Genomic DNA, 22051 nt, shown 5'->3' on the forward strand with positions numbered 1-22051 from the left:
CGTGGCTGTCTTTCAAGTGAATCCCGCTTACACTTCAATCTCCGGAAAGATGAAATACATGCGCAAATTCGGCATCTCTATTCATCAATCTGCGGCTTTTACGATTGGTCGCCGAGGGTTAGGGTATAAAGAAAAAGTACCTGGGGTGCTTCAGCCTTATCTTCCAAAGAAAGACGCACATCACTGGAGCCATTGGCATCAATTAAACAATCGATTGGATATTCGCACGCATCATTTCTATCAGCTATACGATGTAGATCAACCGAAAGAAGTTTTACAAATCGAACGGTTACACTTGTTTGAAAATGAAAAGAAAAAACTAGCAAAACTATTAGCATGATAAAAAAGAGCACTTTGTCCCAGATTTTTACGCTTATTACCAGAGCAGATAACAAGTCTAGGAACTGGATGCATGACAAAGTGTTCGATCCTCGATATAAGAACAAAGTAGTTGTACCTATTTTGTTTGCCTTTCGTCGGAAGATAGAATGGGTCGTCTTACATACAGACACTACCGAACTCTATATCGTTGTATCCTCTTTGTTGAACGAGAGGAACTGTTTTGTGAGGGTAGTTCAATACACCAGTTTCACCGTTAATTCAGTTTGTGTACCACACGTCCCGCAATAGAAAACATGAACACAATATTGCTGAGAATTCTCCCCTGTTAAACCGTCTACCTCTATTAATAAATCTTGATCCATATATGCGCTATAAGCATCTGTATAATCTACAACTTTCCCATAATCTTGGAGTACATTCAGGCAACTTTGACAAGAATATACTTGAGCTTCCAGTGCATTGCAAAGTGGACATATTCCCATTTATAACTCCTCCAATCATAGAGGTTTCATATTTACAATTAGTGTAACCTTCTTTTAGAAAAATACAAATTAAAAAAACGAAATAAACTCCTTCTTTTTAGGTGGGAGGGAGCATCCGGCCATGCATAGAAGCATTCAGATCCTTTTCCTGCCCCATGCCAAGTGAAAACACAGAGAGAAAAAGAGTGCAGGTCACCTTTCATTATCCATAGCTGTAACTTATATGCTGAAAAATTAAAATCGGTATATATTTTTACAAAATTTACAAATTATTAACTCGCATATCTTTCTACGTAACATCCATACTATGAGTACATTCACTTCAAACGATGGATTAGCGCCAAACGAGGCGATAAACTGGTTCAACTCCAGCTAATCCAACCAAAAAAATTTCTATACTTTAAGGAGGATACATTCCTATGGCAAACCAAAACAATCCATTAGTAGTACCAGGCGCAACAGCTGCAATCGATCAAATGAAATATGAAATCGCTCAAGAATTTGGTGTACAATTAGGAGCAGATTCTACAGCTCGTGCAAACGGTTCTGTTGGTGGCGAAATTACAAAACGTTTAGTAGCAATGGCTGAGCAAAGCCTTGGCGGATACCAAAAATAAATATATATGGCAAAAAAGGTCTCAAGCATTCGCTTGAGACCTTTCTTTCTACCCTAGCATTTGTAAAAATCGCTTCGTTCGTTCTTTTTTTGGATTTGTAAATACTTCTTCTGGTGTACCTTGTTCCACAACAACGCCGCCATCCATAAAGATAACACGATTCGCAATTTGATGAGCAAAGCGCATTTCGTGCGTTACAATCACCATCGTCATTCCTTCTTGTGCAAGTTCCTTCATTACCTTTAGGACCTCTTGTACAAGTTCTGGATCTAACGCTGACGTTGGTTCATCAAATAATAAAACTTCTGGTTCCATCGCAAGCGCACGAGCAATTCCAACGCGTTGTTGCTGGCCACCAGATAGTTGGAATGGATATAACTCCATTTTGTCACCAAGTCCAACCTTCTCAAGGAAATATGTCGCTTTTTTCTTCGCTTCTTCTTTCCCTACTTTTTTCACTGTAACAAGCCCTTCCATTACATTTTGGATTGCTGTTAAATGAGGAAATAAATTATGATGCTGGAACACCATACCTGTTTGTGTACGAAGATTTACAATATCTTTCTTCGTTACTTTTTTAGAGAAATCCAGCTCTTTGTCACCAATGCGAACAATACCTGCATTTGGTGTTTCTAATACATTCAGGCAACGTAAAAATGTTGTCTTACCAGATCCAGATGGCCCAATAATGACAACAACTTCACCTTTCTCCACTGATAAATCAATATGCTTTAGTACCGTGTTATCACCGAAACTCTTTTGTAAATGTTGAATTGAAATCATAAAAACAAAAACTCCTTTTATAAAAGGATTATTATTTAAGCGTATAACGCTCTGAACGTTTTTCTAATATTTGTTGCACGATAGATAATAAGAAACAAATCGCCCAATAAATAAGACCTGCTTCAAAATAAACAATTAAAAATTCATAGTTCATTGCTGCAATTTCCTGTGCTTTTCGAAACAGCTCTGTTACTAAAATTAATGATGCTAATGAAGTATCCTTCACTAAGCTAATAAACGTATTCGAAAGCGGTGGAATCGATACACGTGTCGCTTGTGGTAAAATAATGCGTTTCAGCGCCTGTGGATATGTCATCCCAATTGTATATGCTGCTTCCCATTGTCCTTTTGGAATAGACAAAATAGAAGCACGAATAATTTCAGATGCATATGCACCAACATTTAATGAAAAACCAATAATAGCTGCTGTATATGGATCAATCTCAATTTTTAAAGTTGGAAGCCCATAGAAAATAATAAACAATTGTACAAGAAGTGGTGTTCCGCGAATAATAGATACATAGATACGAGCAATCCATTGCAGTAGGCGACTACCTGAAATACGCGCTAAGGCCGTCAAAGTCGCCAATATAAGACCAATCGCGAACGTGATAAGCGTTAATGGGATTGTCGTGAAAAGAGCACCCTCTAGCATAGGCATGAAGGATGCTTGCATAATATCTATCCATGTAGATAATCGATCTGTAATCAATGCATTACTTAGATACATTTTCACCGAACCATTTTTTCGTTATTTTGTCATACGTACCATCTTTTTTCATATCTTCTAACGCTTTATCTACTTCTTGTACAAGCTTATCGCTACCTTTACGGAATAAGAACCCACTTTGTGACGCTTCTTTTTCTGTTGCTGCAATTTTAATGTTTGCATCTTTTTTCGTTTGTAAATAGTTTAACACTGATAATTTATCATTGATTGTGAAATCAACGCGACCTGTATTAAGTAGTTCTACTGCTTGACTAAAGCCTTCTACACCTTGAATCTTCGCACCATTTTTCTTTGCAAGATCTGCATAGTTACTTGTTAAAGACTGCGCTGCTGTTAATCCTTTTACATCTGTAAATGAAGCAGGTTTATCTTTATCCTTTGCAACGACAAGTGCTGCTGAAGAAGAAATATACGGTTTAGAGAAATCATACTTCTTTTGACGATCTTCACGAATTCCGACTTCATTCGCAACCATATCGAAACGTTTTGCATCAAGCCCTGCAAGCAAGCTATCCCATTGTGTTTCTTTAAATACTGGTTTCACACCGAGACGTTTTGCAACTTCTTCTGTTAACTCAACGTCAAATCCAGTTAATTTTCCACTTCCATCGTGGAATGTAAACGGTGGGTATGTACCTTCTGTACCAACAACGAATTCACCGCTTTTTTTAATTTGTTGCAATGCATCTTGACTAGTAGCTGTATCTTTTTTCTCTTCTTTGCCACAGCCCGCCACAATACCGACTGCTAGTGTAGCTACTGCAAGCACTGAAAATAATTTCTTCATGATATTAGTCCTCCAAGTATTCTGATAGGAATTTAAAAACTATATTGATTGTATGCAATCTTGAACAATTTTTCAATGAAAATGTTCGTCATTAGTGTATCCTTTTTTTTCATAATCAAACAACATGATATAAAATCACCACATACAAAAAATAAGTAACATTTTTAAATATAGCACTTCTAAGAAGAAAGGTAAAACAATACTTACTTTTATATAAATTGACAAAACCATTGTTTTTTAGATGGGAGAGAGGATCCGACCATGCATAAATGCGGGCAGGGCCTTTTTTTGCCCCATGCCGTTTGAAAACAAAAGGAGAAAATGAGTAGAAGTCTTCTTTTCTCCTTCATAGTCATAACTGGGCTGTTGAAAGATCAATATGGATTTTTCTACACAAAAAGCTATGTTAAACAATGTTGTTTTTTTGAGATAAAGAAAGGGAACTCCTATTATTGAGTTCCCTTGTTCCATTAAAGCTCCCGATTGTGGAATAATGAGTGTTTAATTTACAAGAACTTTCGATAAACCTGTGTATTATGAAGCGGCTTAAAGCCTAAAGAGGTGTACAACCTCTCAGCACTTTCATTTCCCTCTAGAAAACATATTCGGATTTCTTCGTATCCTTCTTCTAACATCTCGTTCATACCGAATTGTAAAGTCTTACGTCCATATCCATTTCTTTGGTAACTTGGAACAACCATTAAATTATCTAATATCCCTTCTCCAGTAGTAACTGATGCAACAATTTGTTCATTTTCTAACACTAAATATACATTATTTTTATTGTTTAATTTGTATTTTTTTACACCGTCTTCTGGAGCAAGGTAAGGTTTAATATCATTCTTTTCGTGCAACTCGTAATAACATTCCTGTACCATTTTTACAAACTGGTCAAAAAATCTATCTTCATATTTAATCAACTCAATGTCTGCTTTAGGAAAAGTTCCTCCCTTGTATACCGATTCAAGTGAACCCCACCATTTTTCAAACCCCATTTTCTTAGCAAAACCAATAGGATTTTCTGATTCGACTCTCATATAAGTACACACAAAATCTGGTTTTGTTTTAGAAATTACCTCTTCCATTGCTTTATATAATGTAGAACCAATACCTTTTAAACGGGAATCTGGTTCTACATAAACACTGATTTGAGCAATAGACTCTCCAGCACTATTTGTATAGACAGATGAATATGAGAACCCTTCAATTCCATTTTGTTCATATAGGAGAAATTGCATAGAATTTAGGACAATATCATCTAAAGAACCTACCTCTTCTTCTATCCCCATACTTTTTATTAGATTTAATATACTGACCTTATCTTCTTTTTCCCTATAAACACGTATCATTTAGATAATCCCCCATCTCCCATTTAATAGTTAGTCTTCTGCTAAATTCGGTTATTACTTAGTTAAATTTTCTTATGCTTATTCCTCAATCCTATGCTTTAACGAAACATCAAACAATCATCAGTCCGGAAAATTCTGATAAATTAAGTTTATCAGAGGTTAACTGCTCTCAACAATCATTTTACTAACTATGGGATTATCATTTTGACAAACAACGACAAAAATAGGAGGCAGCTATCCCCCTGTTTCCCAACACACTAAAAAAGAACTTGCTACACCAGCAAGCTCTTTTAAGAATCTAATACACAATACCCGATCATTCCGCACAATAATAAAAAGAAAGCAATGTTAAATGTAACTGATAATTCTTCCATCTCTATCTCCCCCTTGCTTCCAACATATCACATGGATAAGGAAAGGGATGGGAGCATTTGTAAACATTGCTTTAAAGTTTTCTGAACATTTCGTGAAAGTTACGCACTTTGACTTCCTTCTATTTGCGTTTTATACATTTCATAATAACGACCCTTTTTCTGCATTAATTCTTCATGTGACCCTTTTTCAAGAATAGTCCCTCGATCGAGCACAATGATTTGATCTGCACTCTTAATTGTGGAAAGGCGATGTGCAATAATAAATGTTGTTCTTCCTTTCTTTACAACTTCTAGTGCCCCTTGAATCATCGCCTCAGTCTCTGTATCAATACTTGAAGTCGCTTCATCTAACACTAAAATGGCAGGATCGAATGCTAACGCGCGTGCAAAAGATATAAGTTGGCGCTCTCCAGTCGATAGGGTACTTCCTTTTTCCGTAATTTCTTCTTCTATATTGTTAGCAAATCGTTCTGCCCCTACATCATGCAGTGCTTTTACAATTCGAGCCTTTGAAATCTTTGGATGTTCTAAACTTACATTCGACGCAACTGTACCACTAAATAAAAATGGATCTTGTAATACAATTCCCATGTGCTCGCGGAGTGCTTGCTTTGGTATATTTTTCACGTCATGCCCATCGATTGTAAGTTTTCCTTTTTGAAACTCATAGAATTGGAAAAGTACATTCATAATAGAACTTTTCCCAGATCCCGTATGACCAACAAGGGCCACCGTCTCTCCTTTTTTTGCCTCGAAAGAAATGTTTTTTAACACTTCATCTTTCCCATTATAAGAAAATGAAACATCATCAAATCGAACATTTCCATTAAGACGTGGTATACGTTCCTCTTCCACTACTTCGCCCTTTTCATCCAGCAGTTCAAATACACGTTCCGATGCAACGCGCGCTTGCTCTAAATTCGCAAGCTGGTTTACCATATTTGTAATTGGTGAGAAGAGCCTTGTTAAATAATCGACAAATGCATACAGTATCCCTAAAGAGATAATCCCAGCAGCGCTCAAAGAGGCACCGCCAAAATACCAAATAACCGCCGTAAAAGCAATGTTGCGTAAGACACCCACTAAATTATGCGATGTCGCTGCATTTAAATTTAAAATTTTATTTTGGTACTTAAAGTAATCTTCATTTAATTCTTCAAATTCTTTCTTTATTGCACGTTCTTGACGAAATGCCTGGATGATAGGCATTCCTTGGATGGATTCATTCACTGTTCCATTAATATCTGATAACCGCGAGCGCATCTTATGATTGTACACAGAGGCATATTTTCTATATACAACAGCCCAAACAATTAAAATTGGTACGATAATTAAACATAACAGCGCTAATTTCATATCAAGTAAAAATAAAGCAATAAAGATTCCGATAATATAAATAAAACTAGAAACAAATGTCGCTAAAACTGTTACATATAACTCCCGAATGGCCTCCGTATCATTCGTTACACGCGATACAATTTTCCCTGCTGGTAAATAGTCGAAATAACGAATCGGTAATGTTTGAATATGAGAAAAGACATCTTCACGCATAATTTGAATGATTTTATTAGATGCTTTCTGTAAGAAAAACTGTTTACCATATACAAATAAAGATACAACTAACAATAGTGCAAAATATCCTCCGCCAAGTAAAAGTAATCGTTTCATCTCAGGTTCATAAAACGAATACACTTCTTTGGTTGTTAACATTTTTGCTTTATACACTTGCGCTGCTTTTCCACTTTGAACTGTAATAATATCTCCCTTTACAGAACGTGTTCCCTCTGCAGCAACCTTATTAGGTACAAAATAATAAGTGAAACCAACTTGTATAATACGAACTTCTTTTCCTTTTTGTTCACCTTGTTCAAAGCGGTCGCTTCGCTTATACCAAGCTCCGTTATAAAGTACGGCATCGTCCCCTTGCACTGTTTCATGCCATGGTTTCTCAATACCGACAATATGATCATCAATCATTGTCTTTGCTACAAATGGGCCTGCAAGCTCTGCAATAACGAAAATAAATAACATTGCCAGTGCCACAAAAATGGTTCCCTTTACTTTCATAGCGTATTGAAATAACCGTTTTCCAACACTCATATTTTCACCTCACCCTCTACGTTTTCGCCCTGCTGTCTTTCAAACTGCTCCGCATACCAGTCACCATTCAAAACGAGCCTATCATGTGTTCCCTCTTCGATAATTTCACCATTATCCATAACGAGAATCCAATCAGCATGCTGCACAGCTGACAGGCGGTGCGTTGTTATAATTGTTGTTTTTCCGCTTCTTTCTCTCCGTATATTTTCAATAATCGCTGCTTCTGTTCGAGCATCCACAGCCGATAATGAATCATCTAAAATTAAAATTTCCGGATTTTGAATCACAGCCCGCGCAATCGAAATCCGTTGTTTTTGTCCACCAGATAGAGAAACACCTTTTTCTCCAACAAGCGTCTCTAATCCTTCTGGAAGAAACTCCAGATCTTTTTTAAATGCTGCAATTTCAATTGCTTTTTGAAGCTCCTCCTCATTTGCTTCTCTGTTCCCAAATAAAATATTTTCTCGTGCTGTTTTTGAAAATAGAATATGCTCTTGTGGTACATATCCAATCCAGCCTCGTACGTTTTCGGTTGAAATTTCATCAAGCGTAACATTCGACACCGTAATATCCCCTTCTCCAAGTGGATACTGACGAAGGAGTTGGCGAACAAGAGTCGTTTTACCACTTCCTGTTTTCCCAACAATACCAAGCGTTTCCCCTTGCTTTAATGAAAAAGAAACATTTTTCAAATTAAGCTCAGGTGAAGCAGGATACGAAAAGGAAACTTTATCAAAGTCGATATACTCTGGCTCGTGTACACGCGTCGGCTTTTTCACGTTCTTCACGTCAGGCTCATACGCTAACGTTTCATTGACACGATCTAGCGAAGCATTTCCGCGCTGCATGACATTTATTAATTCACCAATCGCAAACATTGGCCAAATCATCATCCCAAGATAAACGTTAAAAGACACAAGTTCACCAAGAGTAACCTTCGATTGGAACACTAAAAACGCTCCATATACAAGACCAATTAAATAACTAAGACCAACTAGCATCTTAACCGTCGGCTGAAACAGTGCATCAATTCTTGCTACTTTCATATTTTTTTCATATACGTCTGTTCCTAATTGATGAAATCTTTGCTCATCAGCTTTTTCCTGTACATATGCACGGATAACACGCACGCCTGCAATCGATTCAAGTACTTTATCATTCATATCTCCAAAAGCATCTTGAGCAATCGTAAAGCGTTCATGTAACTTTTTCCCATATATATTCATCGCATATGCCATAATCGGCAAGGGAAGAAGTGCCGCAATTGTAAGTTGCCAACTGATTGAAAATCCCATCATAAAAACAATTGTGAGCATATATAAACTAGAATCAACAAGTGTCAAAATCCCAAAACCAGCAGTCATAGCAATCGCCTTTAAATCATTTGTCGCTCTCGCCATTAAATCACCAGTACGATTTTTGTGATAAAAGGTCGGCGTCATTTTCAACAAGTGCCCCATAAATTTTGAACGCATCGTTTTTTCAAGCACGAATGCACCGCCAAATAATTGGTGCTGCCATACGTAGGTGAGTACATACCCACCAACTGCCGCCCCAAATAAAATCCAAACATACTGTATAATCACTTCGTTTGTTAAAGAACCTACTTTTATATGATCAATTGTTAATCCAATTACTTTCGGAGGAATTACCTCTATTACATTTACAATTAGAAGCACTCCAATTGCTATGCTATACCTCTTCCAATGTTCTTTAAAAAACCATGTTAACTTTTGTAATACTGAAAACAATGAAATCTCTCCCTTCTCGATTTTGTTTCAGTCTATTTCTGTTATCCACTATCAAAAGCCCCTGCTTTTACACCGTACCAATTGTACTGTTTCACCATAACTTCTCACCTTCCATATTTTTCCACCCCGCTATTTGCGGGCAGTAAAATCCCCACCTCAAGATTCAGCAAGAAATGAGAACGATAGATAAGGGGATAACTGCCCGTAAATGCCCGATTGGTTCAACTAACCATCCGTGGGAGATAAATCCCCCTTACGGATGGAAGTTTCACTTTATCGAAACCATACAAAGTATGGAAACAACCAAAATAGAGACAAAAAAACGCATACCGCCGCTTGACGATATGCGCAAAAACGCATAAAAGCGTACGTTACGAAATACGCAACGTACGCTTTTTGAAAAAACAAAAAAGCACTATCTTTCCGTACGGGTTGCGTAATGATATGAATGTTTCCCACCATGTAATCCAACTAAGCCAGTCATATTTACCATTACAATCATTACGCGCACCCCCTTCATTTATTTTCCATTTTTAATTTTATAACTTTATCAACTTTTCTGTCAATTGTTTTTTCATTATTTTACAAAATAAACTTTTATCACCAAAAATAAAAGATGTACAATACCACCTCGATACTCGAAAAAATTATCTATCGATATTATTATAGATAATCCTATATTTCACTTACAAATAAGGTAAACCCCTTTAAGAAAGGGCATACAAAATAAAAATCACATAAGAAATCGTTTCCATAAACATTTTGTTTGAAAAATGTTCTCAAACCCCCTACAATCACCATATACTCACTCTTACAAGTTGCTATTTTAGGAGGACAAATCATGACAACTAGCAATACGTACAAATTTTATTTAGACGGTGAATGGAGAGAAAGCTCTTCTGGGCAAACAATTGATATTCCATCACCATACTTACACGAAGTAATTGGTAAAGTACAAGCAATTACTCGTGAAGAGGTTGACGAAGCAATTAAATCAGCACAACAAGCTCAAAAAGAATGGGCTGAAGCTTCTCTTCAAGATCGTGCAAAATATTTATATAAATGGGCTGATGAGCTCGTAAATATGCAAGATGAAATTGCCGATATCGTGATGAAAGAAGTCGGTAAAGGTTATAAAGATGCGAAAAAAGAAGTTGTTCGTACAGCTGATTTAATTCGTTATACTGTAGATGAAGCATTACACATGCATGGCGAAAGCATGATGGGCGATAGCTTCCCTGGTGGATCTAAATCCAAGCTTGCAATCATTCAACGTGCACCACGTGGTGTTGTTTTAGCAATCGCACCATTTAACTACCCTGTAAACTTATCTGCTGCAAAACTTGCACCAGCTCTTATTATGGGGAACGCTGTTATCTTTAAACCAGCAACACAAGGCGCAATTAGCGGTATTAAAATGGTTGAAGCTCTTCATAAAGCAGGTCTTCCAAAAGGACTTGTAAACGTAGCAACAGGACGCGGTTCTGTTATCGGCGACTACTTAGTAGAACATCCTGGCGTAAATATGGTATCGTTCACAGGTGGTACACACACAGGTGCTCACTTAGCGAAAAAAGCTGCTATGATTCCGCTTGTATTAGAACTTGGCGGTAAAGACCCTGGTATCGTACGTGAAGATGCTGACTTACAAGAAGCAGCAAAACATATCGTTAGTGGCGCATTCTCATACTCAGGTCAACGCTGTACTGCAATCAAGCGCGTGCTTGTACATGAAAATGTAGCGGACGAGCTTGTTAGCTTATTAAAAGATCAAGTGGCTGAATTAACTGTTGGTTCTCCAGAACAAGACAGTACAATCGTGCCATTAATCGACGATAAATCTGCTGATTTCGTTCAAGGATTAGTTGACGATGCAGTAGAAAAAGGCGCTACAATCGTAATTGGTAACAAACGCGAGCGCAACTTAATCTACCCAACATTAATTGACAATGTAACAGAAGATATGAAAGTTGCTTGGGAAGAGCCATTCGGCCCAATCCTTCCAATCATCCGTGTTTCTTCTGATGAACAAGCAATTGAAATTGCGAACAAATCAGATTTCGGCTTACAAGCAAGTGTCTTCACAAAAGACATTAATAAAGCATTTGCAATTGCAAACAAAATCGATACTGGTTCCGTTCAAATTAACGGACGTACAGAGCGTGGTCCTGACCACTTCCCATTCATCGGTGTGAAGGGTTCTGGTATGGGAGCACAAGGTATTCGTAAGAGCCTTGAGTCTATGACACGTGAAAAAGTAACTGTATTAAACTTAGTATAATATTTCGTGTTAGAAGCTAATCTACGGTTGTAGACTTAGCTTCTTTTTTTATTCCTAGGCTCTGTTATATGGTAATATTTCAGCACAGAAAAAAGAGCTACAATGAGCCCGCTTTCTCTTCTCTCATTAACCAATCCATCACATTCTCAAGTAAAGTTACAGAATAACTATGTTGTTTTTCTAGACTCAAGTGAGACAAAATATCAAAAATATTTGCTTCATTAGGTTAACACACAGATTAACAGAGCCTATTTCTAAAAAAATCCCTCTTCTTTTAATGACAAATTGTTCACTATAGTCTGATTATTGCTATATCCATTGACGTATAAAAATTCATTTGTTACCCTTGATTATGTTAATTTAATACATAAATCCTCATTCGTATCTCGGTGAGGTAGAGGTTGCAGTCATTAAGAGTATCATTTCAGGAGATGTAGTGGCATCGATGAATGAATGGGAAAGGAATGGTTGCCGAAGTAAGAAATGCCCACTGTGCATTCTTGCTGGGTCTGCTATTTAATAAGTGCAGAACTGTCACAAACAACTTGTTTGTGGAGAGCTATCGAGAGGTATGTCGTGGGTTTCCTATAAGATAGAAAGCACGTAGCGACAATTACACGTGCTTTTTTTGTTTTGTATGAAGCTTACCTTTCTTTCCTTTTTGGAAGACATACATATCTCCTCGCTTGACTTGGTTATACTAACTTTGGAGGTATTTTTTATGCAACAAAAAAAATGGGGTTTTTGGGTACTGACAGCATTTGTTGTCGGCAATATGGTTGGCGCTGGTATTTTCATGGTGCCTAGTACATTAGCACAAACAGCAAGCCCACTCGGTGTTACATTAGCTTGGTTAACAACAGGGTTTGGTGTTTTAATGCTAGCTCTTGTTTTCGGTAATTTGGCAATTCGTCGTCCTGACTTAACAACAGGACCACAAAGTCATGCATATGCTTTATTCTCATCACCAAAAAAGAAAAAAATGGCTGGTTTCAGCATAGTTTGGGGCTACTGGGTCGCAAACTGGGCAAGTAATGTTGCTATTATTACATCTTTTGCAGGTTATTTATCACTCTTCTTCCCGATTATGAAAGATACACGTATCTTATTTTCAATCGGCTCTTTCGATGTGGAAGTTGGAAAACTGATTACATTTTGCATCTGTTCATGCTTACTATGGGGAACACATATGATTTTAACAAACGGTGTAAACGGAGCCGGGAAATTAAACTTCCTAGCAACAACAACAAAGGTAACTGGATTCCTTCTATTTATCGTTGTTACTTTGTTTGCATTTCAAGCTTCTAAATTTGGACAATGGTACACACCAGTGATTGATAAAGAAGGCGTGTCACATGGACTACTTTCACAAGTGAATTTAGCCGCTCTTACAACACTTTGGGCATTTATCGGTATTGAATCAGCTGTTCTTTTATCAAACCGTGCGAAATCGCCAAAAACAGTAAAGCATGCAACTGTAGCTGGCTTATTACTAACAGTTGCCATTTATTTAGGAATTACCATTTTAACAATGGGTGTTCTGCACATTGATAAACTTCAAACTTCTGAACGTCCATTAGCCGATGCATTAAATGCTGCAATGGGCCACGGCGGTGGGAAATTGATGGCACTACTTGCTCTTACTTCCCTATTCGGCTCTATCTTAGGCTGGATTTTATTAAGCTCAGAAGTACCTTATCAAGCGGCGAAAGAAGGATTCTTCCCTTCCTTCTTTGCAAAAACAAACAAAAAAGGAAGTCCAATTTATTCACTAAGACTGACAAATATTATGTCGCAAGTCTTCCTTTTCTCAACGTTATCAGGGACCATTGCTGAGGCCTATACATTCGTTATTACTGTCTCAACCTTAGCTTACTTAATCCCTTATCTCGTTTCACCAATCTTCCAATTAAAACTCGTTGCAACTGGTGAAACGTATAAAAACGAACCCGGTTCAAGGATTATGGATGGTATTATCGCAGTCATTGCACTTTGCTATGCACTGTGGGTCATTAAAACTGGCTCCTCAGATATAAAAACATTCCTTCTTGGAATCGGCTTATTTGTAATTGGCTTTGCATTTTATCCATTAATGAATCGCGATAAGAAAAAAAATGAAGAAAATAAAAACGAGCAAATTGCTTAAAGACTATTGCTCGTTTTTATTTTTGTATAAGAAAGAAACCTATATAATAGAAGACAGAGGTGAAAAAACATGTCAATCGAAACACTATGGAGCACTCGTTTCCAAAAGCATATTCAAAACGTCATCATGTACTTTGCACGCATGATTAGCGGTCTACTATACAGTTTCATCTTCGTCTCATGCGTTGGTGCGTATTATTACGCCAAGTTTCTTAAAACATCTCCTTCTAAAGGCATTTCATTAATCATCATTATATCTCTGCTTACCATCATGATAACGAGATGCCCGATTCGTACTTTTATCCAGAAGCCTGACGCTGTCTATTTACTGGCACTCGAAGAGAAATTAACATCTTATTTCAAACAGTCTCTTCTATACAATTATGTCATTCAACTTTTTCCATTGCTATTTACGTTTCTAATCATTACACCGCTAGCAATGCAAACATTACAGACAACCGTTCCATTCTTATGTACGATCTTTTTCATTTTAATGTTAATAAAAGGTTGGAACCTATATATCAATTGGATATGGCGTGATCAATATAACAGCCAAATCTGGTTTATTATTCGCTTCACTTGTAATGCACTTATTCTTTATATGCTCTTTCAGTCCGTATCAGTTGTTCTATTAGGTGCAATGCTATTACTTCTTGTCTTCCTACTTGTTTATACAACAAAACAACCAACAAAACAAATTGGATGGGAATATATAATTGAGCAAGAAGAAAAAATGGACATGCACTTTTACCAATTTGCAAACTTTTTCACAGAAGTTCCACAGCTAAAAAAACAAGTAAAACAAAGAAAATGGCTAACAAGTTGGCTAGAACCTATATTACATAAAAAACAATCTACTTTTTTATATTTGAACACTTTATCATTCTTACGTGCGAATGATTATTTTGGTATATATATTCGTTTAACTATTATCGGTTCTTTTATTTTATATTTCGTACCGAATGTATTTGCAAAAGGCGCTATTACTTGTTGTCTCTTATATATGACCTCTATGCAGCTTCGTACTTTATGGAAATATTTTTCGGGAAATAATATTGTAGCATTATATCCTATCTCACACGACACACGAATAAATCAATTTCTCATTCTTGTATTTTCATTAGCAATCGTTCAGCTAGCGTTATTTTCCATTATTTTATTTGCTGCACTACAGGATTTTTTGCCTGTTCTTTCAACTGTTATAGTCAGCATATTTTTCATCAAATTTATTATCTTACCAAAAACAAAAAAACGAATTTCTTCTTCGGGAATTTAAATGAATGATTGTGTATTCTAAAAGAAAAAACAGAAAGTTTAGCTAAAGAAGCTACACTTTCTGTTTTTATATTCTCAACAATCAAATAGATTAGGGAAAATAAAATGAGTAAATTAAAGAATTCATCTGTATCCTCTTTTCTATTTTTTCTTCTTATCTATATCTTTTTGTAAGTGTACAAAATGGCATATTACCTTAGGATCATTCAAGAAAGCATATTTTCCCTTTCTCTCTTTTTCTACCACTTGCATTTTTCGTTCCACATCATTCATAACTATTGTTATTCAAAATAAGAAGCTACTAGTAAAAAAAGAGAGCAGATTATCTGCTCTCTTATGATGCCTCATTATGTTCAGAGGAGTGCTTAACACTTCCCATTCTCTTCAATTTATTCCATCCTACCGCAACCCCACGAATAGATGAAAATACAGATTTAATTACAACATAAGTCATAAATTGACGATAAATAAAGCGTTGTAAAATTAACCATGCTAATGGTTTAGGATTCTCTTTCTCTAATTTAAATGCAAAAAGAGAAGCGAGAAGATCCATTAGAAAGAATACAAGATAAAATCCCAAAACTTTTAGCGGATTGCTACCAAATAGCCCTATAATCATTAATATATCTGCTAAAGGAGCAATGAACTGCAGGACATATTGGAACAACCACATATTAGGTAATGCAACAAACCCTAATGTTTTATGCTTTGGATTAAACAATGCCTTTCGATGCTTCCAAAGACATTGGAGTGTACCATACGACCAACGATATCGCTGTTTAATGAGACTTTTCACATCTTCAGGCGACTCCGTATAAGCATATGCTTTTTCTTCATATACAATTCGATGCCCTTGACGTAAAAATGTTATAGTAAGATCCGTATCTTCTGCAAGTGTATCTTCGCTTAAATATCCAGATTCAACTACATTCTTTTTACGCCATGCTCCAATAGCTCCAGGAACTACCGTGATACAATTCAACTCATCAAAAGCTCTGCGTTCTAAATTAAATCCTGTAATGTATTCAACATGTTGCCAAGTAGTTAACAAATTCCGTCTATTTCCCACTTTGACATTGCCTGAAACTGCTGCTACATTATGATCTTCAAAGTGTCTAATCATTAGAGAAATAGCGTCTTGCGCAATAATAGTATCCGCATCTAAAGTGACAATAATTTCTCCTCGTGATTTTTGAAATCCTAAATTCATTGCGGATGATTTCCCACCATTTTCTTTCTGAATTAAACAAACTTTAGGATGTTTATGGAATGCTTCTTGAATTACTTTTGACGTACCATCTTTCGATCCGTCATCAACAACAATAACTTCAAACTCTCTATAATCACTATCCAAAATTGAGCGAATCGTCTTGGTTATAACCTTCTCTTCATTATATGCTGCTATCACAACACTAACGAAAGGTTGATAAGACGAATTAGTAAATAAACGAGATCTTGTTTTCCTTTTTTGCTTGAATGCAAAATAAATTAAAAATAGGAATCGGAAAATACCTAATCCAATAGCAATATAAAAAATAGTTGTTAATATATGTTTAGAATATCCCGCTCCTGAAAAAACAGCTTTATTGTAAAGTAAATATTGCTCACCCTCAGAAGAAACGGGTGGCATAACTTCATCTCGTTCTTTATCCATTAAATCTGAAATTGTTACAAAACTATATCCATGCTTTTTAAGGTCTTTAATAATAATTGGCAGCGCCTCTACCGTATGAGTACGATTTCCTCCTGCATCATGGAGAAGAATAACATTTCCCTCCCCCTTATAAATAGGATTTAGAGCACGCTTTACCAATTCATTTGTTGATGGCGTCGCCCAGTCCTCAGGATCAACTTTTTCTGCCACCATTGTATAGTTCATATTTTGTGCACGCAAAATAGGTACTATTTCATTTGGTGAATCCAGCTCAGCATCCGCTTCATATGGTGGCCTAAATAAAACCGTAGAGTGTCCAGTTATTTCCTGAATCAGGCGCTGAGTTGTATTCAGTTCTACTTTTGTTCGTAGTAAAGACGTATCAGCTACGTTCGGATGCTTGAAGGTATGATTGCCAATTTCATGGCCTTCATCGTATATTCTTTTAACAAGATTAGGATTTATTTGGGCGTTTTCACCAAGTACAAAAAAGGCTGCTTTTACTTTATGCTCTTTTAATATATCTAGAATTTCCGGTGTGTATTTAGGATCTGGTCCATCATCAAATGTTAGTACTACTTGTTTTCCTTTTGGTTTTCCATAGCGTTTCACTTGATATGCAGATGGTAGTGATTGATATACTTCATCTGTAAGATAACCTTCTTTGCCTACTTTAAAATCTCTCAATCCATTTTGTCTTTCATTCTCAATCTGTAAAATTTCGCCTTGCCCAGAATAATTTACTTCATCTAAACTAGCGATTTTATGTAATGCATCAGGATTATTTTGTACCTCAATAGGATCTTTTAAAGCTTTCCATACAGTAGGATCTTCTGCTCCTAGTCTCCATAATGCAAATCCCTTTGCATTGTTGTTCATTGCGATTTTTGCTTGATTATAAAAAGTAACACCATCTAAGAACCAAGCAGTATGTTCTTTCGCTCCTTTTTTATATCGAAAATAAGGATTTCCACTGATCTTATCCCATTGAATTTTTATATTTGAATCATGAGCCATTGTCATAACTTCTGAGAAAGTTAAAGACTTCGCAGGTTTTTTGCTATTTACTTCCCAATCATATCCATAGTTACCGAAAGCAACTATAAGTTTCTCAGAGGGAATGTTTAGATCATTGAGCGTATGTTCAAACCATTTATTTGAAGCAATTGGTCCTGGTGTCCCTGCTCCATAGTGCTCATCATACATCATTACAATCATACGATCTATTACTTTGGCTAATGCACCATAATCAAAGGCTTTATCATTAGCAGGGACATCTTGCGTTACGAGCAAATGATGTTTGTGAAAGACCGTAGTAAGTTCTTTCATGAAATTTGTTAATTTATCTCTATCGCCTTCAGGTATTGACTCAAAGTCAATATTAATACCTGCAAATTGATTCTCTTCAATTCGCTTTACTAAATCATTAATAAACTTTGTCTGTACATCATCTGAATCATTCAGTAACTTATGAATAAGTTTACTATCAGGACCAGAAGCTTCTTGCGTATAGTTAGTAAGCAAAGGCATAATTTTCACATGATTTTTTTTTGCTAACTTTACAATGTCAGGCTTAATCTCACTACTAATTGTTAAGTCTGCTTTTAAGTGATACCATTCTGGTACTAACATGGTTAATGAATCGATATTTTCTTTTAAAGAAGCAGTACTATTTTCATCCCAGTTTACATAAAAACCATAAACTTCTTTAGGTTGTTCGCCATTGCCTGTTAATTTTTCTGAATTTTCATTATTCTTTATTTCGGTATTAGGAGATTTGAATTCTTCCTTCTTTAATTGCTGGTCGCTGAGTTTTTGATTAATAGGTACAAGTTTAGTATCTTGCTTTACAGAAGGATTCATATTTGGAATTTCTGGTGTTGAAAAAATACTTCGAAAGAAAAAATAAAATACAATACTTACGCTAACTATTGAGATACATAGAAACCAACTGAAAGCTATTTTTCTTCTTCCTTTAGGATCATAAAAAACGGGTTTTGAGTTATCTGTCTTTTGTTGAATTTTTTTCTCCATTATTTTTTTACATACTCCTTTTCTTTTTATTCTAAGTACAAACGCAAACTATTTTAATAGATAGACCTTCTAGGGTTCTGGTGTGAAAATAGCTTAATAGGAATATAGAACAGTAATTTCCCGTTAACTTTGAGATCAAACGACTAATCCAAATAACTTATGAATGACTTCAACCTCATTTTGGGCAGATTTCACCCTTTGGTGAAGTTGCCCTTTTTTCATCATATGCATGGCTTCGATACCTCTCAAAATCAAGGTTGCTGTACGACATGATTTCAATTCTAATTGCTTTCTTCACTATACATATTCGGAGGAAATAAAAATTTTATGGGGGTCAAAAAAATATTTTTTTATAAAAATAGATAAACAATTTTTTTCAAAAATAAAAAGCTGACAATTTCATCAACTTTTTCATAGATTCATATGTAAAAATACTCGTATTCATTTTATCTCGCTATTCGCGGGCAGTAAAACCCTCACATATCAATATTCTTTATACAGTTTCATCCCACACCGACCAAGCCGCTTCGAACATATTTCCATCTAAGTCCCAAAAATAAAAATACTTAGCTTCATTATTCCCTAGCGTTACAATTTTTTCTACTCTTACTCTGGCTTTGAAATAAAATCACGATGCTTTGAATAAAGACGCGAAGTTCTTAAGAAAGTTGCGACGTTTCTAAAAAAGATGCGATGCTTTATCCCTTCACGTAAAGAATTCTAAGTGAATTTTGATTAAACTTTTTTATAAAAATATCATATTTTGGGTTATATAAAATATGTATTGTCCTTTACTTATTGGGAATTTTTCATTTAGGTCTTGATAAACAATGTCCCCTATACTTCTTAAATATTCTATGGATTTTTCTTTTCTTTCCCCTGATGTTGCGTGGCAGGAACGTTTTTGTCCTCTTTTTTATGCCCGTTGTTTTCGTTTATATTGCCTTTATTTTCTTGCTGAGACTCTTTATTTTCTTGTTTATATCCTTTACCGTTATTTTCTTGCTGAGACTCTTTATTTTCTTGTTTATATCCTTTACCGTTGTTTTCTTGCTGAGACTCTTTATTTTCTTGTTTATATCCTTTACCGTTGTTTTCTTGCTGAGACTCTTTATTTTCTTGTTTATACCCTTTACTGTTGTTTTCTTGTTGAGACTCTTTATTTTCTTGTTTATACCCTTTACCATTGTTTTCTTGCTGAGACTCTTTATTTTCTTGTTTATACTCTTTACCGTTGTTTTCTTGCTGATGCCCATTATTTCCTTTTGATTGCTGGGGTTGCTGTTCCTGGGATTGCTTTTGTTCTATTTGCTCTTGCTTCTCATATCTTTCTTCTTTTACAGGAGACAAATCCGATGATGCATCGGATGATGACTTTGGTTGCGAATGTATCTCCTGAGGGTGTTCCTCCTGATTAGACGGCAGTGCAGGAGGAGTAAGCGATTTCTTCTTCTCATTCTCTTGCTTTATATAGACGCCTGTGCTGACTCCTGCTTTCTTGGCATTCTCTCGCACTTGCATCGTACTGCTTTGATATACGACGGTAACATGTTTTGTCTCATACTCTTTCTTTAATCCTTGCATAGTCTTTTCCAACTGTGGTTCTAGCGACTTGTCCTTTGTAACAGCTGTTAGCATAACTTGCTTGTCTTTCGTTAAGTATCCATCCTCTTGACTTTGCTTTACAATGGTACGTACTACGTCTTGCAAAGGTTCATTTTTCCATCGTTTCATTTCTTTTAAAATGCGCTTTCCATCATCATTACAAGCTCGCAAATCTATAACACGAAGATCCTTTGTTACGCTCGCCTCTAAACTGGGATTAATATCAATTGAGACATAAGCGAATGCTTTTTCTTCCGGTTGGTTGTAGAAAAACAGAAACACACATAGAAAACAAGCAACAAGTAATGATGCAGGCTTTAAGAAAGAAGGGATTGAAAAACGCGGTACTCTTTGTTCTTGTACGTTAAACGAGATTTCCTCTCCAATCATATAAGAGTGCGATTTTCTTTTAAACGTAATAAACTCTCCATCCGGAGTTAAAATAACTACGCTATGTTTTTTTATATCCATCACAATCCCTTTATTCATCATGCTTCCCCCCTCTTATATAATCAAGAATATATGTATAGTTGTTTGCAAAGATAATACACATTGCAATAATGTATTTTCTATGCCGCTCCAACGTTTTACGACTTGCCCTAACACGCGGTTCAATGTGTTTAAGCGGTAACTTTTTCTTTCGGAACAGCTCTTCCATCATTTTCTCTTCTTTTATAATAATCTTTACAATTTCTATTAAGTGCTCACGCGTATCACGATGCTTTGGAGATTCCTTAGCAAGCTCTGAAAATGTGATTTTAAACTCAGCTAGCACAATTTGAAAATGAAGAATCTCCTCCTTACGGTTTCTGTTTTCCATCTCTTTCATATACTCCGTAAGCGATACCTGCATTTCTACCATTTCCTCTTGCTGGTCTTCTTTTAAAAAGACGAGATTATGCTTAGACTCCTTGCGTATATAGTCAATTACATCCCTTTTTATAAGAAGCTCAGCAAACGCTAGAAAAGATTTTCCTTTTTTATATGAATACTGTTCAATTGCTTGATTAAACGCAAACAATCCAATGCTGTATTCATCATCCTGCTCCGTAATATACCGGCGGCAGACAGACGAGATTGATTTTCGAATAAAAGGCCGATACTGTGCGATAAAAGCTTCCTTATCTCCTCCGTTGTTTTGTATGTTACATACGATATCTTCTATTTTCGGTTTTTTTATGATCTTCATCACTAAACTCAACACTAGTAATCCCCCTCCCTCCTTTTGCTTCAAATAGCAAAATGGTCACTAAAGAAGTGACCATTTCATCACATTTTCTTACTACTTTTCTTTGTGCTTGTCTTCTTGCTGTTGTTCATGTTTTTCGTGACCGACTTTTTTACCGTTGTCTTGATGATCATTCTTTTCTGTTTGACCCTTGTGGTTTGATTGCTCAAGCTTCTCATAAGAAACAGCCGGTTTATGTGCTGGTTGTGCTGGTTGTGCCGGTTGTGCTGGTTGTGCCGGTTGTGCTGGTTGTGCTGGTTGTGCTGGTTGTGCTGACTGTGCCGGTTGTGCTGGTTTTGCTGGCTGTGCCGGTTGTGCTGGCTGTGTTGCTTGTGTTGCTTGTGTTGCTTGTTCTGGTTGTGTTACTTGTTCTGGTTGTGTTACTTGTTCTGGTTGCGTTACCTGTTCTGGTTGTGCTGGAGTTACTTCTGTATTTTGATCTGCTTTCTTGTTTTCTTTTGCAATAGCGTCCGCTTGTTTTTCTTTCTCTTTCTCTTTCTCTTTCTCTTTCTCT

General features: G+C 36.2%; 17 protein-coding genes, 1 pseudogene and 1 riboswitch. Of the genes and pseudogenes, 5 read left to right on the forward strand and 13 right to left on the reverse strand.

The features are described from left to right. On the forward strand, positions 1–340 hold a 340-nt coding region (locus BPMYX0001_RS03765), incomplete at its 5' end, for a transposase (RefSeq protein WP_244268576.1). A 235-nt stretch (positions 341–575) separates the two neighbouring features. Here BPMYX0001_RS03765 and BPMYX0001_RS03770 read toward each other — a convergent pair. Further along, entirely contained in the window at positions 576–824 is a 249-nt protein-coding gene (locus BPMYX0001_RS03770; protein ID WP_003204734.1) for a hypothetical protein, read from the reverse strand. A 419-nt stretch (positions 825–1243) separates the two neighbouring features. Here BPMYX0001_RS03770 and BPMYX0001_RS03775 point away from each other — a divergent pair, with 419 nt between their 5' ends. Next, the gene (locus tag BPMYX0001_RS03775) at positions 1244–1441 is read left to right on the forward strand and encodes an alpha/beta-type small acid-soluble spore protein (RefSeq protein WP_003195499.1); all 198 of its coding nucleotides are present in this window, start codon (positions 1244–1246) and stop codon (positions 1439–1441) included. Between the two features lie 48 nt (positions 1442–1489). On the opposite strand, the gene BPMYX0001_RS03780 is transcribed toward BPMYX0001_RS03775, so the two are convergent. The 7 genes from BPMYX0001_RS03780 to BPMYX0001_RS03810 form a co-directional block, all read right to left on the reverse strand. Then, a complete protein-coding gene (locus BPMYX0001_RS03780) occupies positions 1490–2224 on the reverse strand; it encodes an amino acid ABC transporter ATP-binding protein (protein ID WP_006093658.1) in 735 nt (244 codons plus the stop codon). 31 nt (positions 2225–2255) lie between these two features. After that, positions 2256–2954, reverse strand: a complete 699-nt coding sequence (locus BPMYX0001_RS03785) for an amino acid ABC transporter permease (RefSeq protein ID WP_018782317.1) — start codon at positions 2952–2954, stop codon at positions 2256–2258. Beyond that, entirely contained in the window at positions 2941–3741 is an 801-nt protein-coding gene (locus BPMYX0001_RS03790) for an amino acid ABC transporter substrate-binding protein (RefSeq protein ID WP_003195492.1), read from the reverse strand. Before BPMYX0001_RS03790 ends, BPMYX0001_RS03785 begins: the two co-directional genes overlap by 14 nt. 237 nt (positions 3742–3978) lie before the next feature. Beyond that, on the reverse strand, positions 3979–4212 hold the full coding sequence (locus BPMYX0001_RS33600) for a hypothetical protein (protein WP_033798657.1): 234 nt from the start codon (positions 4210–4212) through the stop codon (positions 3979–3981). Between the two features lie 35 nt (positions 4213–4247). Next, on the reverse strand, positions 4248–5090 hold the full coding sequence (locus BPMYX0001_RS03800; protein ID WP_033798658.1) for a GNAT family N-acetyltransferase: 843 nt from the start codon (positions 5088–5090) through the stop codon (positions 4248–4250). A gap of 473 nt (positions 5091–5563) precedes the next feature. After that, positions 5564–7564, reverse strand: coding sequence for an ABC transporter ATP-binding protein (locus BPMYX0001_RS03805; RefSeq protein ID WP_033798659.1), 2001 nt, complete (start codon positions 7562–7564; stop codon positions 5564–5566). Then, the gene (locus tag BPMYX0001_RS03810; protein ID WP_006093662.1) at positions 7561–9315 is read right to left on the reverse strand and encodes an ABC transporter ATP-binding protein; all 1755 of its coding nucleotides are present in this window, start codon (positions 9313–9315) and stop codon (positions 7561–7563) included. The genes BPMYX0001_RS03805 and BPMYX0001_RS03810 overlap by 4 nt, the downstream gene beginning before the upstream one ends. Before the next feature lie 841 nt (positions 9316–10156). On the opposite strand from BPMYX0001_RS03810, the gene BPMYX0001_RS03815 reads away from it, so the two are divergent. From BPMYX0001_RS03815 to BPMYX0001_RS03825, 3 genes are all read left to right on the forward strand, one after another. Next, entirely contained in the window at positions 10157–11596 is a 1440-nt protein-coding gene (locus tag BPMYX0001_RS03815) for an NADP-dependent glyceraldehyde-3-phosphate dehydrogenase (RefSeq protein WP_006093663.1), read from the forward strand. A gap of 387 nt (positions 11597–11983) precedes the next feature. Next, positions 11984–12166, forward strand: a riboswitch (Lysine riboswitch). Between the two features lie 151 nt (positions 12167–12317). Continuing rightward, positions 12318–13742 (forward strand): amino acid permease, encoded by a 1425-nt coding sequence (locus BPMYX0001_RS03820; RefSeq protein WP_006093664.1) that lies wholly within the window; start codon positions 12318–12320, stop codon positions 13740–13742. A 69-nt stretch (positions 13743–13811) separates the two neighbouring features. Beyond that, on the forward strand, positions 13812–15017 hold the full coding sequence (locus BPMYX0001_RS03825; RefSeq protein WP_006093665.1) for an ABC transporter permease: 1206 nt from the start codon (positions 13812–13814) through the stop codon (positions 15015–15017). Positions 15018–15350: 333 nt separating this feature from the next. Here the strand turns inward: BPMYX0001_RS03825 and BPMYX0001_RS03835 are convergent, their stop codons facing one another. From BPMYX0001_RS03835 to BPMYX0001_RS32930, 5 genes and pseudogenes are all read right to left on the reverse strand, one after another. Further along, positions 15351–18704 carry a trifunctional glycoside hydrolase family 18/polysaccharide deacetylase/glycosyltransferase family 2 protein gene (locus BPMYX0001_RS03835; protein ID WP_006093666.1) on the reverse strand — a complete coding sequence of 1118 codons (3354 nt, stop codon included), beginning with the start codon at positions 18702–18704 and terminating at the stop codon, positions 15351–15353. A gap of 135 nt (positions 18705–18839) precedes the next feature. Further along, a pseudogene (locus tag BPMYX0001_RS31970) lies at positions 18840–18998 on the reverse strand (IS6 family transposase); the annotation flags it as partial. 561 nt (positions 18999–19559) lie between these two features. After that, entirely contained in the window at positions 19560–20798 is a 1239-nt protein-coding gene (locus BPMYX0001_RS03845; protein WP_033798661.1) for an anti-sigma factor domain-containing protein, read from the reverse strand. Continuing rightward, positions 20791–21513, reverse strand: a complete 723-nt coding sequence (sigI, locus tag BPMYX0001_RS03850) for an RNA polymerase sigma factor SigI (RefSeq protein ID WP_033798662.1) — start codon at positions 21511–21513, stop codon at positions 20791–20793. Before sigI ends, BPMYX0001_RS03845 begins: the two co-directional genes overlap by 8 nt. A 78-nt stretch (positions 21514–21591) precedes the next feature. Beyond that, the coding region (locus BPMYX0001_RS32930; protein ID WP_208858014.1) for a hypothetical protein at positions 21592–22051 on the reverse strand (460 nt) is incomplete at its 5' end.

The sequence above is a fragment of the Bacillus pseudomycoides DSM 12442 genome (assembly GCF_000161455.1).
Taxonomy (GTDB): domain Bacteria; phylum Bacillota; class Bacilli; order Bacillales; family Bacillaceae_G; genus Bacillus_A; species Bacillus_A pseudomycoides.

Excerpts from the sequence above, each read along its gene's own strand:
- BPMYX0001_RS03815 (WP_006093663.1), top strand. The coding sequence starts at position 10,157 with ATGACAACTAGCAATACGTACAAATTTTATTTAGACGGTGAATGGAGA.
- BPMYX0001_RS03800 (WP_033798658.1), bottom strand. The coding sequence starts at position 5,090 with ATGATACGTGTTTATAGGGAAAAAGAAGATAAGGTCAGTATATTAAAT.
- BPMYX0001_RS03845 (WP_033798661.1), bottom strand. The coding sequence starts at position 20,798 with ATGAATAAAGGGATTGTGATGGATATAAAAAAACATAGCGTAGTTATT.
- BPMYX0001_RS03790 (WP_003195492.1), bottom strand. The coding sequence starts at position 3,741 with ATGAAGAAATTATTTTCAGTGCTTGCAGTAGCTACACTAGCAGTCGGT.
- BPMYX0001_RS33600 (WP_033798657.1), bottom strand. The coding sequence starts at position 4,212 with ATGGAACAAGGGAACTCAATAATAGGAGTTCCCTTTCTTTATCTCAAA.
- BPMYX0001_RS03775 (WP_003195499.1), top strand. The coding sequence starts at position 1,244 with ATGGCAAACCAAAACAATCCATTAGTAGTACCAGGCGCAACAGCTGCA.
- BPMYX0001_RS03820 (WP_006093664.1), top strand. The coding sequence starts at position 12,318 with ATGCAACAAAAAAAATGGGGTTTTTGGGTACTGACAGCATTTGTTGTC.
- BPMYX0001_RS03770 (WP_003204734.1), bottom strand. The coding sequence starts at position 824 with ATGGGAATATGTCCACTTTGCAATGCACTGGAAGCTCAAGTATATTCT.
- BPMYX0001_RS03780 (WP_006093658.1), bottom strand. The coding sequence starts at position 2,224 with ATGATTTCAATTCAACATTTACAAAAGAGTTTCGGTGATAACACGGTA.
- BPMYX0001_RS03785 (WP_018782317.1), bottom strand. The coding sequence starts at position 2,954 with ATGTATCTAAGTAATGCATTGATTACAGATCGATTATCTACATGGATA.
- BPMYX0001_RS03805 (WP_033798659.1), bottom strand. The coding sequence starts at position 7,564 with ATGAGTGTTGGAAAACGGTTATTTCAATACGCTATGAAAGTAAAGGGA.
- BPMYX0001_RS03825 (WP_006093665.1), top strand. The coding sequence starts at position 13,812 with ATGTCAATCGAAACACTATGGAGCACTCGTTTCCAAAAGCATATTCAA.
- BPMYX0001_RS03835 (WP_006093666.1), bottom strand. The coding sequence starts at position 18,704 with ATGGAGAAAAAAATTCAACAAAAGACAGATAACTCAAAACCCGTTTTT.